Here is a 15,284-nt window from a genome sequence, read left to right as displayed (position 1 = left end):
GTGTGGCGAAGGATGGCGTCGGCCGGGGCCGCGGGGCCATCGATGGGGGAGAATCCGGACGGCCCGTGGGCCGCCTACGCAACGCGCAATTGTAGCCGCTTGCACTTGCGCGATACCCGCTGTTTTCCGCATTTCTGCTTTTCGGGTTTGCGCGGCCGGGAGGGGCCGCCGGGGGGACTTCAGCGTCGCGCCACCAGCGCCGCGCGCAGCCGCTCGCGCTCGTCGGGCGCGGCCTCGACCAGATAGCGGATGTCGCCCGCGACGGCGGCGGCCACGGGCAGTCCGTCGCGATACAGTACGCGGTTGCCGGCCAGCGCGGGTATCTTTTCCCCGGGCAGCAGCACGCCCGCCAGGTTCAGCGGATCGGCGGCGCAGACGCAGGCCAGTTCGCCGCCGGGCTCGCGGCGCCGGATGCCGCGCAGCAGCGGGATGGCCTCGGGCAGCGCGAACTGTTCGCCCGCCAGGCCGGCCACGAAGCGGCCGCCCCGCACGTCGCCGCGGGCCTCCAGGCGGTGGAGCACGGGCAGCAGCTCGCGCCACGGCGGCAGCCAGCGGGCCTCGCGTTCCAGCAGGCGCCAGAAGACGACGCCGTAGCGGCGCAGGAGGACCTGGGCGATGTGTTCCAGGACCTGCGGATCCGTACGCGTACGTTTGCCGGGGGGCGCGGGGTCGGTGGCGGCGGGCCGGCGCAGCAGCGCCCAGCGGCCGGCCTGGTCCATCTGGTTCGGGGCCGTGCCGTGGCGCGAACGCCGACGCTGGTGGGCGGTGCGCTGGGACGCGGGGACGAGCAGCGCGCGCAGGCCGGCGTAGCTGTCGGCGTTCGCGGCGCCCGCCGCGACCAGTTCGCCCAGCGCCGTTTCCAGTTCATTGGGCAGCAGGCGGGTGTCGCCCAGCAGTTCGTCGAAGAACATCGCGCCGTGGCTGGCCAGTGCCTCGCGCACCCGCTGCGCGCGTGCCGACAATTCGGCCTGGTGGTCTGGCGGCACGAGCGCCTGCCAGGGGCCAAGGTGGCGCCGGGGCAGCAGTACCATGGGCGTGGCGCGCACCGGTCCGGCCGTGGACTTGCCCTGGCTCGCCAGGCGCATCCAGACCACTTTGCCGGCCTGGCTCAACCCGTCCAGCCAGCCGGGCGAGTAGGCGTCGAGCCGCGCCGGCAGGATGTCCGATTCCCAGGCTCCGGCAGCGGCTTCGTAGCCTTCCAACTGGTCGATGACCTGTGGCAGGGAGCCGGGGCCTTGCAGGCGGGCGTCCGGCGCGACGTGTTGCCACGCCAGCAGGAAGCGCATGAAGTCCTGCCGTTCGACCGGCTCGATCTCGCGGCGCAGGCGCTTGATGGTGTAGCGGTGGATACGGGCCAGCAGGTGCCGTTCGCACCATTCTTCCTGCCGTGCCTGCGGGTGGAAGCGGCCGCGCATGACGTAGCCTTCGGCCTCGAGCACGGCCAGGGCTGCGGCCACGGCGGGTTCGGGCAAGGACAAGTCGGAGGCGATGCGCGGCAGCGATCGTGGCCCGAAGCCGGCCAGGCGCGCCCTGACCACCTCCACCAGTGCCGCCTCCTGCTCCCACGATTCGTCGTAGCCCGCCGGAATGGCGATGTCGGGCTCGGCGCCGGCGCCGGGATAGACCGCGCGCAAGCACGCGAGCCGTTCGACCGGCACCCACAAACCGGTCCCCGGCTGCACGCACAGGCGTGCCGCCCGTCCGCCTGCGGCCAGGGACCCGAGCCAGTCCGGCCAGCCTTCGTTGGCCGCGGCCTCGGCGTCGGTCACGCACGCCAGGTTCATCAAGGCCTCCTGCATTTCGTCGCCGTTGCGCACTTCCGGCCACGCTTCGGCGGCGACTGCCGCGATCGCGTCCGCGTCGAGCGCTCCCAGATCGTCGGCCGAGGCAGGGTCGGTCCAACGACGGGCGTGAACCGCCTGCGTGCGACGCTCTTCCAGCGGCGCATCGTCGAGGAAGGCATAGGGGCGTGCGCTGAGGATCTCCATGGCCAAGGGCGAGGGAGCAGGGAGGTCGCGGGCGATCAACGCGATGTCGCCGCGCTCGATCCGGCGCAGCAGGGCCAGCCAGCCTTCGGCGTCCATCGCGTCGTGCAGGCAATCGTCTATGGTCTGGGCCACCAGGGGATGGTCGGGAATCTCGCGTTCGCCCACCACGTTCTCCAGGCAGGCGGCCTGGTCGGGGAAAACCGCGGCCAGCAGGTCGTCGCTCTTCATGCGTTGCAACTGCGGGGCGACTTTCTTGCCGCCCACGTAGCGCGGCAGCGCGAGCGCGGTGGTTGCGTTCCAGCGCCAGCGGACGTTGAACAAGGGCGCATCGAGCAAGGCCTGGATCAGCAGGTGCTCGGCCGTATTCGTATGCAGATAGCGCCAGACTTCATCGAGTGGGAAGCTGTGGCTGGTGGACAGCGACAGGATGATGGTGTCCTCGGTCGCCGCGGCCTGCAGTTCGAAATTGAAGCTGCGGCAGAATCGCTTGCGCAGCGCCAGGCCCCAGGCGCGGTTGAGCCGGCTGCCCCAGGGCGAATGGATGACCAGCTGCATGCCGCCGGATTCGTCGAAGAAGCGCTCCATGACCAGGACGTCCTGGGTAGGCAGCCGCCCGAGCGCTGCGCGCGCGCGGGCGAAATACTCGACGATCTGACGCGCGGCCGCAGCGTCCAGGCCGATGGTTTCCTGCAGGCCGCGGACGCCGGCATCGATATCGGGTAGCGGCCCCGACCCCAGCAGGCGTTCGACATCGGCCCGCAGCCGCGCTACGGCGGCGGAAAGCTCGTCGCTGCGGCCAGGGGCTTCGCCAAGCCAGAAGGGAATGCTGGGGGCGGCGCCATGCGCATCCTCCACGCGTACCCGGCCGGCTTCGACACGCAGAATGCGGTAGGAGGTATTGCCCAGCTGGAAGACGTCGCCGGCCAGGCTTTCGACCGCGAAGTCCTCGTTCACCGTGCCTATCATCAGGCCTTGCGGCTCCAGCAGCACGGCGTAATCGGCGTTGTCGGGAATCGTGCCGCCGGACGTGACGGCGGTCAGCTTGCTGCCGCGGCGGCCACGCAGCGTGCCGGCCACGGGATCTCGATGCAGGTACGACGCCCGCACTCCCTGGCGGCCGGCATAGCCTTCGGCCAGCAGGCGCAGCACGGCATCGAAGGCGGCGCGCTCCAGGCTGGCGTAGGGATACGCGCGCCGCACCAGCGCGTAGAGTTCTTCTTCCTTCCACTCCTGGCACGAGACCTCGGCCACCAACTGCTGGGCCAGCACGTCCAGCGGCGCGCGCGGCATCCGCAGCGTGTCGAGTTCGCCGCGCCTCACGGCGTCGAGCAGCGACGCGCATTCGACCAGGTCGTCGCGCGACGTGGGGAACAGCCTCCCTTTCGGCACGCCGCCTACCTGGTGTCCGGCACGGCCCACGCGCTGCAGGAAGGCCGAGATGCCGCGTGGCGACCCGACTTGGCAAACCAGTTCCACGTCGCCTATATCGATACCCAGTTCGAGCGACGCGGTGGCAACCAGCACGCGTAATTCGCCCCGTTTGAGCCGTTGCTCGGCATCCAGCCGGTGCTCCTTGGCCAGGCTGCCGTGATGGGCGGCGACGGCCGTCTCGCCCAGACGCTCGGCCAGGTGGCGTGCGGCGCGCTCGGCCATGCGCCGGGTATTGACGAAAACCAAGGTGGTGCGATGCTGGCTTGCCAGTTCCGCCATGCGATCGTAGACCCGGTCCCAGACGTCCGTGGCCATGACGGCTTCCAGAGGAACGGGCGGTAATTCGATGCCGAGGTCACGCCGCCGGGTATGGCCGATGTCGACGATTTCGCAGCCAGACTGGGGCGCACTGCCGACCAGGAAACGGGCTACCTCGGAAAGGGGCTTCTGCGTGGCAGACAGGCCTATGCGTACCGGCCGCTTGCCGCACAGGGCGTCCAGCCGCTCCAGACTCAGGGCAAGATGGCTGCCTCGCTTGTTGCCGGCAAGCGCATGGATTTCATCGACGATGACACTGCGCGTGTCGGCGAGCATGCGGCGTCCGCTGTCCGAGCCCAGCAAGACATACAGCGATTCCGGGGTAGTCACCAGGATATGGGGGGGCCGCTTGCGCATCGCATGGCGGGCCTGGGCCTCGGTATCCCCCGTGCGCACCGCGGTGCGGATGCCGGGGTCCGGCAGCCCCATGCGCGACAGCTCCGCGCCTATGCCCTCCAACGGTGTCTGCAGATTGACCTGGATGTCGTTGGAAAGGGCTTTCAGCGGCGAGACGTAAAGCACCGTGGTGGCATCAGGAAGCGCGCCTCCCGCCGCCACGCCTTCGCGCACGAGCTCGTCGATGGCTGCGAGGAAGGCAGTGAGCGTCTTGCCGGAACCGGTCGGCGCGGCGACCAGCGTGGGCCGGCCGGCGCGGATGTGCGGCCAGGCGCACCGCTGGGCGTCGGTGGCGGATCCGAAGGTGCGGCGGAACCACGCGGCGACGGCGGGGTGAAAGCCTTCAAGGGCATCCACGGGATGGCGGGCGGAAGTCATGCCCCACTATATGAGGGCGCCGCGCCGGATCGCAACCGGCCGAAAATCGGCCAAGATGCCTCGATTCGCCGGCAGCCAGCGCGTCAAAGTGATGGTATAGGCGTCATAACGGTGCGGCGCCGTGCGGGCGGTGCGGGACTGTTCAATCCTCCGGCAGCTTCGGCCATTTCTTGCGGAAGATTTTCTTTGCCTCGGCGCGAGGCATGCCGGCCATGCCGAGCAGCAGGATGACGGCTTCGTCGATGCTGGCGGAACTCAGCTGGTTGTCGCAAATGGCGCGGCAAATCCCGACGATAGCATCAGTGGTCAGCCGATAGACGAGTTCGGCATCCTCGAAGTGGAAGCGGCCGGCGGCCGCGGCCAGGCGAAGGTCGCGGGTGGCGTGCGGACCGAGCACCCGGAACATCGCGTCGGCGATGACTTCAGAGCGCCGCAGCAACCAGTTCCAGCGCTGGTCGGTCGTGGCGATCTGGATGGTGGAGCGTACGCCGAAGGCGTAGACGCTGGCGGGATCGTCAAAACCTTTGGTGGCGACGCTGATGCGCCACGCCAGCCTTTCCATCACCCGCTCCATGACCGCCATGGCGAGCTCGTCCTTGGAGTCAAAGTAGTAGTAGACCGTGCCCGCGCTGACGTCGGCCATTTCGGCGATCTCCGACATCGTTGCCGCGTCGATGCCCTTGTCGGCGATGAGTTGGTACCCCGCTTCGATCAGCGCCTCGCGATTCTGTCGACGTTTTCTCTCACTGCGCGATTCCGCCCGGGGCGAGTCCGGCATGGTCATTGCTTTTCTTCCTTTGTGCAGTGGTGTGAAGTTCTTGGCGCTCGCGCACCTTCGTAAGGTTCTCTGTTTTCAGGCATACCCTAAGTTTAAAAAAATATTCTTGACTCACGTTCGAATTCGAATAGTATTCGAAAAATGAGTTGCATTCGATAAACCCGGTTTTGCCGTCGCAGACGTATTCGGGAAAGGGTTTGGCACGCACCGTTCGAGAGCAGTAAGCACCAAAGCAAGCACCAGAAGCAGGCCCATAAGAACCGGGGAGACACGCTGGGAAAACGCGGATCCGCGAGGATCGCGCATACACAAGGGGAATGTGAAATGAGCATGATCCGTAAAGCGTTGTCAGGTGTTGCAGTGGCGGTATCGGTGGCAATCGGCTGTGCGTCCGCGCATGCGGAAAACCCCGATCGCCTGCGTGGCGTGATCAAGGAAACGAAGGCAAAGAGGCCCTACCGCGTCGGCGTGACGCTGGTCCACTTCGTCGACGATTACTGGAAGGGCATCGCCTACGGCCTGACCCAGGAAGCAGCTCCGGCTGGCGTGCAAATCGTCAGGCTGATGGGCGCGGGCGGTTATGGCAAGGTGGCAGAGCAGATTGCGCAACTCGAGAGCCTATCCACCATCGATCTGGACGCGGTCATTCTTGGGGCAACCAACTACGACGGTTTCGACCGTGCGATCAAGCGCCTGACCGACAAGGGCGTGAAGGTAATTGCTGTTGGCGTGCCGGTCAACAGCAAGCTGGTGCAGGCCGGCGTCACCATCGACGAGGTCGAGGTGGGTGCGATGCTGGCTGACTATATCTGCCGCCAGAACCCCAAGGCCAAGGTCATTACCGTGCCAGGGCCCAATGGCCCGGCCTGGAACAAGCTGCGCTTTGACGGTGTGCAAGGCCGCGCGAAGAAGTGCCCTGGCATGACGCTGCTGGGCAATACCTTCCGGGGCGATACCAAGCTCGAGGACGGCCTGGCTCAAGCTTCGGACCTGCTGGTGAAGTATCCGGAGGCTGATTTCATCTATACCGCAGCCGCCAACCTGGGTATCGGTGCGGGTATGGCGGTCAAGCGCATGAAGAGCAAGGCCAAGGTCGCGACCGGCACGATTACCGACCGTACCGTGACGCTGATGCAGGAAGGGCAGGTGGCGGTAGTGGTTTCCGAACAGCCGATCCTGATGGGCCGCTCAGCCATACAGGTGCTCACCCGCCTCCTGAACGGCGAGCCTTTGCCCGAGATGACCCCGGCCGGTGCCGTGCCTTACCCCGAGTTCCATGTTCCGCTGGTCGAGATGACCGCCAAGGATCTGGCGGGCTACGACTTATCGAACTACGACCGCCCGCCGGCAAGCTGGCAGGTACCGTCTTTTCAGTAAGCGCGGGCACGCTGTCCCGATTGCCAGGTGTCGCCTCGGCTGCAAGCCGGGGCACGGGGCGGCGCTGACTCTCCGGTCCTTGATATGAGCGGAATCATGACTGAGTCGCATCTGAACGACGGCGCTGCCGGCACACCGGTATTGGAAGTGTCGGGGCTTTCCAAGGCCTTTGGGGCTACGCAGGCGCTGGCCGATGCCTCGTTGTGCGTACGCGCTGGCGAAGTGCACATCATGCTGGGCGAGAACGGCGCCGGGAAGTCGACGCTCGCGAAGATCGTGGCCGGCGTACAGGTCGCCGACGGCGGCGAGATCCGATTGTGCGGACAGATTGTCGCGCCTCGCAGCACGAAAGACGCCCGGGCCCAAGGCATTTCGATCATCTTCCAGGAGCTGTCGCTGGCTCCGCATTTGAGCGTTGTCGAGAATCTGTTCCTGGGTACCGAGCGCGGCAGCTACCCTTTCCGCCGGCTGACGCGCGCCACGGAGCGCGAGCGGGCTCGTGCCATGCTGGAGGAATTGTCGCTCGACCTGCCTCTGGACGAACAGGTCGGGGCGCTGACCGTAGGCGAGAAGCAGATGCTGGAAATTGCCAAGGCGTTGCTGCAAGGCCCCCGGTTGCTGATCGCCGACGAGCCGACTTCGGCACTGAGCGAGCATGAGAAAGTGGCCTTCTTTGCCTTGGTGCGGCGCTTGCAGGCGCGCGGAACGGCCATTCTCTATGTTACCCACCACATGCGCGAGGTATTCGAGATCGGCGACACGGTCAGCACCATGCGCGACGGCCGTATCACCCGCACAGTTGCCGTGGACGAGCGGCTGGACGAGCAGGCGCTGATCGAAATGCTGACCGGTCGGCAGTTCGGCGGACAGCAGCGGCGCGGCTCCAAGTCCTCGCGCGAAATCGTGCTGCAGGTTTCGGGTCTGCGTACCGGAGACGGCTGCGGAGGGGTGGATCTGACCGTGGCGCGTGGGGAAATTGTCGGCGTCTATGGCGTGGTGGGGAGTGGCCGTGAGGCCCTGGCCCGGGCGCTGGCCGGCATTTCGCCGCCGCTCGCCGGCGAGATGCTGTTCGAGGGCCGGCCCTATCGGCCGCGCGGGCCTTCGCAGGCCCGCATGCTGGGCTTGAGCTATCTCGCGATGGACCGCAAGGAGCAAGGCATCCTGCCTCAACGGTCGATTCGGGAGAATCTGTCTTTGTGCTCGCTGCGTAAACATGCGCGTTTCGGCCTGATCCGGGGCGACCGCGAAAAACGCCAGGCACACGAGGCGCTCAAGGCGCTTCGCGTGCGCTTCGGCTCGGAAGAGCAGGCCATCACCAGCCTGAGCGGCGGGAATCAGCAGAAAGTACTGATCGGCCGCGCGCTCGGCTCCGATCCCCGAGTGCTGGTGATGGAAGAGCCGACCGCGGGGATCGACATCGGTTCCAAGCACGACATCTACGAAAGCATCCAGGCGCGGGCCGACGCCGGTCAGTCCTTCCTGGTGTTGTCGAGCGACCTGACGGAAACGCTGACCCTTTGTGACCGGGTCTACACCATCTACCGGGGCCGCATGACCGACGAAATCATCAATCCTTCAATGGCGGACGAAGACCGTGTCATTGCCGGCGTGCTGGGGCGCGCGGCCATGCAGGTCCCCGCCGCCCATGTGGAGTAAGACCGTGACGACGAGCGAGATGGACGTGAGCCAGGAGTTAAGCGGCCATGCTGCCAAGCCCATGAAGCGTTTCCGGAGCAAGGACTACATACTTCCGGCCTTCATCGCCCTGCTGGCGACGGTGACGGGCATTGTCGAGCCCCGTTTCTGGACTGCTGAGAACCTGCTGAACCTAAGCCGGCAGACCGCGCCATTGCTGATTCTGTCGGTAGGCCAGGCGCTGGCGGTGATCACTGGAGGGTTGGATCTCTCGTTGGCGGCCAATCTGGCGCTGTCCGGTGTGTACGGCGTGTTGGTCATGAACCAGTTCGGCATGTTCGCCGGCTTGCTTGCGATGCTCCTGACCGGCGCCGTGGTCGGCCTGGTCAACGGTCTGTTCGTGACACGTTTCCGCGCCTCACCGCTTATCGTGACGCTGGGCATGTTGTCGGTGTGCCAGGGCTTGGCCCTGATGGCCTCGTCCGGCCTGCCCATCTACGACATGCCCGATTCCTTCATCGAGCTGTTCGGCTACGGCGCGGTGGCTGGCGTTCCGGTACCGACACTGGTCGCCGTGGTGACACTGCTGCTGGGCATCCTGCTGCTGCGCTTTACGGTGGCCGGCCGCTATTTCTACGCCATCGGCTCCAGCGCCAAGGCAGCCTACGCCTCCGGCATCGATGTGCGTTTCTACACCGTGCTGGTTTATGTCATGAGCGGGTTGACCGCCGGTATGGCAGCCATCGTGCTGACGGCCTGGGTCAACTCGGCGCAACCCATGGCCGGCGCCGGCCTGGAACTGCACTCGGTCGCGGCCGTGGTGCTGGGCGGCATCGCCCTGACCGGTGGCAGCGGCTCGATGCTGCATGCGCTCTACGGCGCAGTGATCCTTTCCATGCTTTCTAACTCGTTGAACCTGATGGGGGTGTCTTCTTTCATGCAGACCCTCATGACCGGCTTGGTCATCCTGACCGCCGTGGTGCTCGACAAGACTCGCCGGAGCCAGCGCGGCGAATGAGCCGCGGTTGGCATCGGTCCCGACACAACCGTGCTATCGAACAGGAGTCATAGCAAATGGATGCAACCCTGACACTCGGGGAAGGAGCCTCGATGACCCTCGCCCATGAGGCCAAGGAAGGCTGTCTGCGCACAGGCAAGGAATACGTTGAGTCGCTTCGCGACGGACGTCGTGTCTGGACTGGCGGACAAGAAGTCGAGGACGTGACCGCGAACCCGGTGCTGGGGCCGGGCATCTCGCTGCTGGCTGAAACCTTCGACGCGCAGTTCGACCCGGCCCTGCGGGAGGTAACCACTATCGTTGGGGACGACGGCGCACGCACCAGCCGTTCCTGGCAGTTGATCACCAAGCCGGAGGACTTCGTCGAGCGCCGCAAGCTGATCGAGTACACCACGCTGAAAACGGCAGGCAGTTTCGGCCGTCCGCCCGACCTCGCACCGCTGATCGCGGTCGGCCTGTATGCGCGCAGGCCCATTTTCGAGAATGCCAGCCAGGACGTGGACTTCTCGCGCAATATCGATGCCTATATCGAGTACGGCCGCAGGAACAACATCATCGCGGCCGAGGTGCTGGCTGACCCGCAGGCCGACCGCTCCGCGGGCTCTTCGGCCTCCAAGGGATTGCTGCGCGTGGTTGAGCGGCGCAAGGATGGCGTCATCCTGCGTGGCGCAAAATCGGTCGGGTCCATAGCCGCCCAGGCTGACGAGATCATTTTTTCAAACCTGACCCGCCCCGATTTCCCGCCAGAAGGCTGTGTCTGGGGCGCGATCCCGGTCGCGACCGAAGGCCTGAAGCTGGTCTGCCGCGAGTCGGTCTCGCACCCTGGTGCCGACCCCTTCGACCATCCGCTCGCCAGTCGCGGCGAAGAGTCTGACCAGCTCATCATCTTCGACAATGTTTTCGTGCCGAACGAGCGACTGTTCAACGTCGGCGATCCGGAGCTGCTCAAGCTATATGGGCCGGTCACGTTGTGGGTGCACTGGCATATTCTGAGCCGCTTGGCCGTCAAGGCCGACCTTTTCGTCGGCATCGGCCAGCTCGTCATGGACGTGCTGGGGACGGCTCAGATCCCGCAGGTTCGCGCGTACCTGGCCGAGTTGATCTGCTATGCCCAGACACTCAAGGCGTTCGTGGTCGCAGCCGAACGGCTGGCCCAACCTTCGGAGAACGGCGTGCTGGCGCCGGACGTGAACATGCTGACCGCCGGCCGCCTGCATTCCATAGAGCAATACCCGCGCATCATCCATACCGTGCAGGAGCTATGCGGCCAGGGGCTGGTCATGCGCTTCCAGAAGGCGGACTTCGCCAACAGCGAGATCGGTCCGCTACTCGATGAACTGCTGCCCGGACGCAATATGAGCGCACGCGACAAGAATCGCCTGATGAACTTCATCTGGGACCTGACTACCGATTCCCATGCGGGCCGCACCGAGCTGTTCGAGAACGTCAATGCGACTCCGGCCAATTTCCTGCGCGAGCGTCTCTACAAGGAATACCCGCGGGAGAATGTCATGAGCGTCGCGCGCGATCTGGCGGGCATCTGAGGGAATACGGCGATGAATTTCTCTTCTTGCGTGGCATATGTCGTGAAAAGCGGGATGGAAGAGTCGTTCCTGGCCGCGGTGGCCGAACTGGCCAAGGCTACCCGGGCCGAACCGGGCTGCCTGTCCTATCGCTTTCACCGCGATCCGGAGGATGCGGCACGTTTCTTTCTCTATGAACTTTACACGGACGAAGCGGCCTACTTGGCGCACCAGGCCACACCGCATTTCGAACAATGGGCCAAGAAGGCCATTCCGCCCTGCCTGGATGAGCGGCGCATCGAGCGTTATGTGGCGCTGGACCTCTAGGCGCCTTTGGCGTGAAGGAGAAGATCATGGAAGCGGTAGTCGTCGACAAAGAGTATTTCCGCCAGGCCATGCGCACCATGGCTTCGTCGGTCACGGTGTTGGCAACCGACGGCTCGGCGGGACGCGCGGGCCTGACCGTGTCCTCGCTCGTCTCGCTATCGGTCGAACCGCCGTCTGTGCTGTGCTGTGTGCATCGCCAGAGCCAGGCCCTGGGCGCATTGCTGGAGAACGGCGTATTCAGCGCCAATATTCTGGCCGAGCACCAATCGCGCGTAGCCGACGTCTTCGCCGGGATGGTGCCGGAGTATCGTGAAGATCGCTTCGGCATCGCGGATTGGACTCGCGGCGTGACCGGGGCCCCCATGCTGCCGGGCGCTTTATGCAGCTTTGACTGTCGCCTCGCCCGTACCTTCGAGTTCGGTACTCATCGCATTCTCGTGGGCGAAGTACTCGCCATCGAAATCGGCGCGGATCACCCTTTGATCTATGCCGATCGGACTTATCGCCGCTTGGCGCTGGCCTGAAGGAAGTCCTTGCCATGGATATCGAGTTCAAATCCGGCACCTTCGAATTTGGGGATTTCCCCGTGCAATCCGGCGAGATCCTGCCGGACGCCAAACTGTGTTGGAAGAGCTTCGGCACGCTTTCGCCCGAACGGGACAACGTCATCGTTTATCCGACCAGCTTCGGCGCGCATGACAAGGACGTCGAATGGATCATCGGTCCGGACAGGATCCTGGACCCGCGGCGATGGCTCATCGTGATCATGAACACTTTCGGCAATGGCCTGTCTTCCAGTCCGTCGAACAACAAGGATTTTCCCAGGCTGGTGACCAGCGGGGACAATGTGCGCGCGCAAGCCCGCCTGCTTGGAGACGTGTTCGGTATCGAGCGCGTGGCGTGCGTCTACGGATGGTCGATGGGCGCGCAGCAAGCCTATCACTGGGCTGTGCGGTCTCCCGGCTTGGTCGATAGCATCGTGGTCAATTGCGGAAGCGCGCGCACGGCACCGCACAACCGCGTTTTCCTGCAAGGGCTGAAGGCGCTGTTGGAAGCCGCCCCGGAATACCAGGGGAATGGACGTTTCAGCCAGCGGCCGCAAGCGGCGCTGCGTGCTTTCGGCAGCGTGTATGCAGGCTGGGCGTTGAGCCAGGAGTTCTACCGCCATGCCGACTATCGGATCATCCCCGGCATGGGCAGCCTGCAGGACTATCTCGACAAAGTATGGACGCCGCGATTTGCTGCCCGCCATGCGTCCGATCTCTACGCCCACCTGACGACGTGGTGGCATAGCGACATCAGCGACGCAGAACGCTTTGGCGGAGATTTGTCCAAGGCCCTGGCCTCGATCGAGGCCAGGGTGTTGCTGCTGCCGGGACGCTCGGACCTCTACTTTCGCGTGGCTGACAACGAAGCCGAGTTGACACACCTGCGCCGGGGGCAGTTGTCCGTGATTCCAAGCGACTGGGGGCACCTGGCCGGCAACCCTGCGCAGAATCCGGCCGACGCGGCCTTCTTGCGCAAGACCGTACGTGCTTGGCTGGACGCATGAACCATCACGACTCACATTCACCGACCAACGGAGAACTTCATGAGCGCTCTTGATTTGCTTGCGCTGTGCCGGCGCGAACTCGAACTGTGCAAAGTTACGCCGGGTGAAACCCTGGCGGTGCTGAGCGGCCCGAATACGCGCCAGGATTACGTCGATGCCTTCCTTGCCGCGGGCCAGCAACTCGGCGCGGAAGTTTTTAACCTGAACTTGCCTGCACCCGTGAAATCCTTCGGAACGCCCACCACGGCCCTTGGCGCAGTCTGGGGGCGCTCGGCATTGACCGGCCACCGGTCCGGCGTCGAGGTGTTGAAGAAGGCGAATATTTTGATCGATCTGATCGGGTTGTTGCATTCCCCCGAACAGGTCGAAATCCAGAAGGCCGGCACGCGGGTACTGATGGTGGTGGAACCGCCCGAGATTCTCGAGCGCATGTTGGCCCGGCCAAACAGCCGAGCGCGTTCGGAGGCGGCGGGGCGCCGGCTGGCCGCGGCCAGGACGCTGCGGTTTACCAACGACGCCGGTACCGATATTACCTACGAGCTGGGCCAGTACAAGCCCATCGTGCAGTACGGTTTTACCGACGAGCCGGGCCGCTGGGATCATTTCCCCGGCGTGTTTGCCTACACCTGGCCGAACGAGGGCAGAAGCCACGGCAAGATCGTGCTCCGAGAAGGCGACATCATCTTTCCGTTCAAGGAGTTCGTGCGCAGCGAGATCCACATCACGGTAAAGGACGGCTTCATCGAGAACATCGAGGGGGGCTTCGATGCCATGCACCTGAAGCATTTCTTCGAGGCGTGGAAGGATCCCGATGCCTATGCCATGGCTCACGTGGGCTGGGGCCTGGACGAGATGGCACTGTGGAACGGCATCAGTTTGATCGACAAGGAGTCGGCCATCGGCCAGGACGGCCGCGCCTTCTACGGCAATGTGTTGTGGTCTACCGGCCCCAATACCGACGTGGGCGGCTCCCGCGATACGCCCGCTCATCTCGACATCGTGATGAAGGGGGCGAGCCTGTATCTGGACGGCGAGCCCATGGTGCTGAACGGCGATGTGATTCCCGACGACATGCGGATCGAACGTCCATGAGCGAGGAGGAAAAGGCGGCGGGGCTTGCCCAGGAGGCACTGCGCCGAGCGCTTGCATGCATCGCCGAGCGCGAGGCCCGCGTGAACGCCTGGCAATGGCTGGATGAAAACGAGGCATGGCGCGCGGCGCGCGAGATCGACCGCAGCGGGCCCGGAGGGCCGCTGCACGGCATGCTCATTGGCGTGAAGGACATTATCGATACGCACGACATGCCGACTGGCTTGGGCTTTGACCCTTATGCCGACCGCCGGCCGGCCTGGGACGCCGGCTGCGTGGCCGCTTGCCGCGATGCCGGGGCACTGGTGCTGGGCAAGACGGTCAGTACCGAGTTCGCCTATTTCGCTGCCGGCAAGACACGCAATCCGCATGATTTCGCAGCCACGCCCGGCGGTTCATCCAGCGGTTCGGCTGCGGCGGTTGCCGCCGGCATGGTGGACGCAGCCTTCGGGAGCCAGACGGCCGGTTCCCTGATCCGGCCGGCCGCCTATTGCGGCGTGGTCGGCTACAAAGGCAGCCACGATGCCTTCGGCCTTTCGGGTATACGCCCGCTCGCTCAGTCCTTCGATAGCCTGGGCATCGTGGCTGGCTCGGTCGAACCGGTCACGCGCATCCGCCAGGTCTTGAACGGTGAAGCCGTCGAGCCCTTGACCGTGCCCATGCGCGCCCCGTACCTGGGGCTGTGTCGCACGCGCCAATGGGAGTTCGTGGAACCGGCGGCCCGCCAAGCCGTGGAGGAGGCCGCCCGGATGCTTGCCGCTGGCGGCGCCACCGTCGAGGCTGTCCAATTGCCGGAAAGCTTCGAGCAGGCCTTCGATTGCCACGGCCTGGTAATGGCCTATGAAGTGGCACGCAATTACGCCTTTGAATACAGGCATTACACCGACCGCTTGAGCGCGGCTTTCAATGGCCTGTGCGAGAAAGGGCAAGGCGTTTCCCATGCCAGCTACCGCATGGCCAAGGAAACGCTGAGATGCTTGAAAGCGGAACTTGGCGCGCACCTGGCCGGCTTTGATGCCTGGATAGCCCCAGCCGCACTGGGCGAGGCGCCACCGGCCGTTGAAGGTACCGGCAGCCCGTTGATGTGCATTCTTTGGACGGCCCTGGGGGCGCCTTGCCTGGGCTTGCCGGTGGGGAAGGGGCCCCGCGGCTTGCCGCTGGGCATACAACTGGTCGCAGCGCCCGGGGAGGATGCCGGTCTACTGGCCGTCGGCGCGTGGGTCGAGGCCAGGTTGCAGCGTACTTGAAACGCGCTTGATCTCCTCAATCGTCCGCCGCCGCTTCCGGAGTACCCAGCATCTGCTGGCGTGAATCAAACACATCGGTACGCCTTGGTGACTTCCCTTAGGCCGGCCGCCATTCCTCAAAAAAAGCATATAGTATGTTTGTTAGAGTGTTCGACGCCTGGCAGTACGCGCCGGGCGCCGGACCTCGTCGGCCGCAGAACCGAATGGGGGTTCACCTGCATATCGCC

The 15,284-nt window shown here is 65.1% G+C and carries 11 protein-coding genes; 9 read left to right on the top strand and 2 right to left on the bottom strand.

Annotated elements, in window-relative coordinates; translation table 11 throughout:
• Positions 1-179: 179 nt before the first annotated feature.
• Together N5K27_RS09540 and N5K27_RS09535 are read right to left on the bottom strand one after the other, a co-directional pair.
• Entirely contained in the window at positions 180-4,511 is a 4,332-nt protein-coding gene (locus N5K27_RS09540; protein WP_132979246.1) for a DEAD/DEAH box helicase, read from the bottom strand.
• Positions 4,512-4,653: 142 nt separating this feature from the next.
• On the bottom strand, positions 4,654-5,295 hold the full coding sequence (locus tag N5K27_RS09535) for a TetR/AcrR family transcriptional regulator (RefSeq protein ID WP_207958594.1): 642 nt from the start codon (positions 5,293-5,295) through the stop codon (positions 4,654-4,656).
• Between the two features lie 318 nt (positions 5,296-5,613).
• On the opposite strand from N5K27_RS09535, the gene N5K27_RS09530 reads away from it, so the two are divergent.
• The 9 genes from N5K27_RS09530 (at position 5,614) to N5K27_RS09490 (ending at position 15,057) form a co-directional block, all read left to right on the top strand.
• Positions 5,614-6,666, top strand: coding sequence for a substrate-binding domain-containing protein (locus N5K27_RS09530; protein WP_132979247.1), 1,053 nt, complete (start codon positions 5,614-5,616; stop codon positions 6,664-6,666).
• Positions 6,667-6,762: 96 nt separating this feature from the next.
• The gene (locus tag N5K27_RS09525) at positions 6,763-8,322 is read left to right on the top strand and encodes a sugar ABC transporter ATP-binding protein (protein WP_165963059.1); all 1,560 of its coding nucleotides are present in this window, start codon (positions 6,763-6,765) and stop codon (positions 8,320-8,322) included.
• Positions 8,323-8,326: 4 nt separating this feature from the next.
• Complete coding sequence (locus N5K27_RS09520; RefSeq protein WP_207958595.1) at positions 8,327-9,319, top strand: ABC transporter permease; 993 nt, start codon at positions 8,327-8,329, stop codon at positions 9,317-9,319.
• A gap of 56 nt (positions 9,320-9,375) precedes the next feature.
• Entirely contained in the window at positions 9,376-10,863 is a 1,488-nt protein-coding gene (locus N5K27_RS09515; protein WP_207958596.1) for a 4-hydroxyphenylacetate 3-hydroxylase N-terminal domain-containing protein, read from the top strand.
• A gap of 12 nt (positions 10,864-10,875) precedes the next feature.
• Positions 10,876-11,169, top strand: coding sequence for a putative quinol monooxygenase (locus N5K27_RS09510; RefSeq protein ID WP_132979249.1), 294 nt, complete (start codon positions 10,876-10,878; stop codon positions 11,167-11,169).
• A 26-nt stretch (positions 11,170-11,195) separates the two neighbouring features.
• On the top strand, positions 11,196-11,693 hold the full coding sequence (locus N5K27_RS09505; RefSeq protein ID WP_132979250.1) for a flavin reductase family protein: 498 nt from the start codon (positions 11,196-11,198) through the stop codon (positions 11,691-11,693).
• Between the two features lie 14 nt (positions 11,694-11,707).
• Positions 11,708-12,721: an alpha/beta fold hydrolase gene (locus tag N5K27_RS09500; protein ID WP_279815965.1), complete on the top strand. Its 1,014-nt coding sequence runs from the start codon at positions 11,708-11,710 to the stop codon at positions 12,719-12,721.
• 39 nt (positions 12,722-12,760) lie between these two features.
• The gene (locus N5K27_RS09495; protein ID WP_279815963.1) at positions 12,761-13,813 is read left to right on the top strand and encodes a 2,5-dihydroxypyridine 5,6-dioxygenase; all 1,053 of its coding nucleotides are present in this window, start codon (positions 12,761-12,763) and stop codon (positions 13,811-13,813) included.
• On the top strand, positions 13,810-15,057 hold the full coding sequence (locus N5K27_RS09490) for an amidase (RefSeq protein ID WP_279815962.1): 1,248 nt from the start codon (positions 13,810-13,812) through the stop codon (positions 15,055-15,057). Before N5K27_RS09495 ends, N5K27_RS09490 begins: the two co-directional genes overlap by 4 nt.
• Positions 15,058-15,284: the final 227 nt, after the last annotated feature.

Source organism: Pigmentiphaga sp. GD03639 (genome assembly GCF_029845405.1).
Taxonomy (GTDB): Bacteria; Pseudomonadota; Gammaproteobacteria; order Burkholderiales; family Burkholderiaceae_B; genus Pigmentiphaga; species Pigmentiphaga daeguensis.
Note: the sequence above shows the minus strand (reverse complement) of the source record. Positions and strands in the feature narration are given on the sequence as shown.

Coding starts and splice junctions, on each gene's coding strand:
- N5K27_RS09500 (WP_279815965.1), top strand. CDS start 11,708: ATGGATATCGAGTTCAAATCCGGCACCTTCGAATTTGGGGATTTCCCC.
- N5K27_RS09510 (WP_132979249.1), top strand. CDS start 10,876: ATGAATTTCTCTTCTTGCGTGGCATATGTCGTGAAAAGCGGGATGGAA.
- N5K27_RS09540 (WP_132979246.1), bottom strand. CDS start 4,511: ATGACTTCCGCCCGCCATCCCGTGGATGCCCTTGAAGGCTTTCACCCC.
- N5K27_RS09535 (WP_207958594.1), bottom strand. CDS start 5,295: ATGACCATGCCGGACTCGCCCCGGGCGGAATCGCGCAGTGAGAGAAAA.
- N5K27_RS09515 (WP_207958596.1), top strand. CDS start 9,376: ATGGATGCAACCCTGACACTCGGGGAAGGAGCCTCGATGACCCTCGCC.
- N5K27_RS09495 (WP_279815963.1), top strand. CDS start 12,761: ATGAGCGCTCTTGATTTGCTTGCGCTGTGCCGGCGCGAACTCGAACTG.
- N5K27_RS09505 (WP_132979250.1), top strand. CDS start 11,196: ATGGAAGCGGTAGTCGTCGACAAAGAGTATTTCCGCCAGGCCATGCGC.
- N5K27_RS09490 (WP_279815962.1), top strand. CDS start 13,810: ATGAGCGAGGAGGAAAAGGCGGCGGGGCTTGCCCAGGAGGCACTGCGC.
- N5K27_RS09525 (WP_165963059.1), top strand. CDS start 6,763: ATGACTGAGTCGCATCTGAACGACGGCGCTGCCGGCACACCGGTATTG.
- N5K27_RS09530 (WP_132979247.1), top strand. CDS start 5,614: ATGAGCATGATCCGTAAAGCGTTGTCAGGTGTTGCAGTGGCGGTATCG.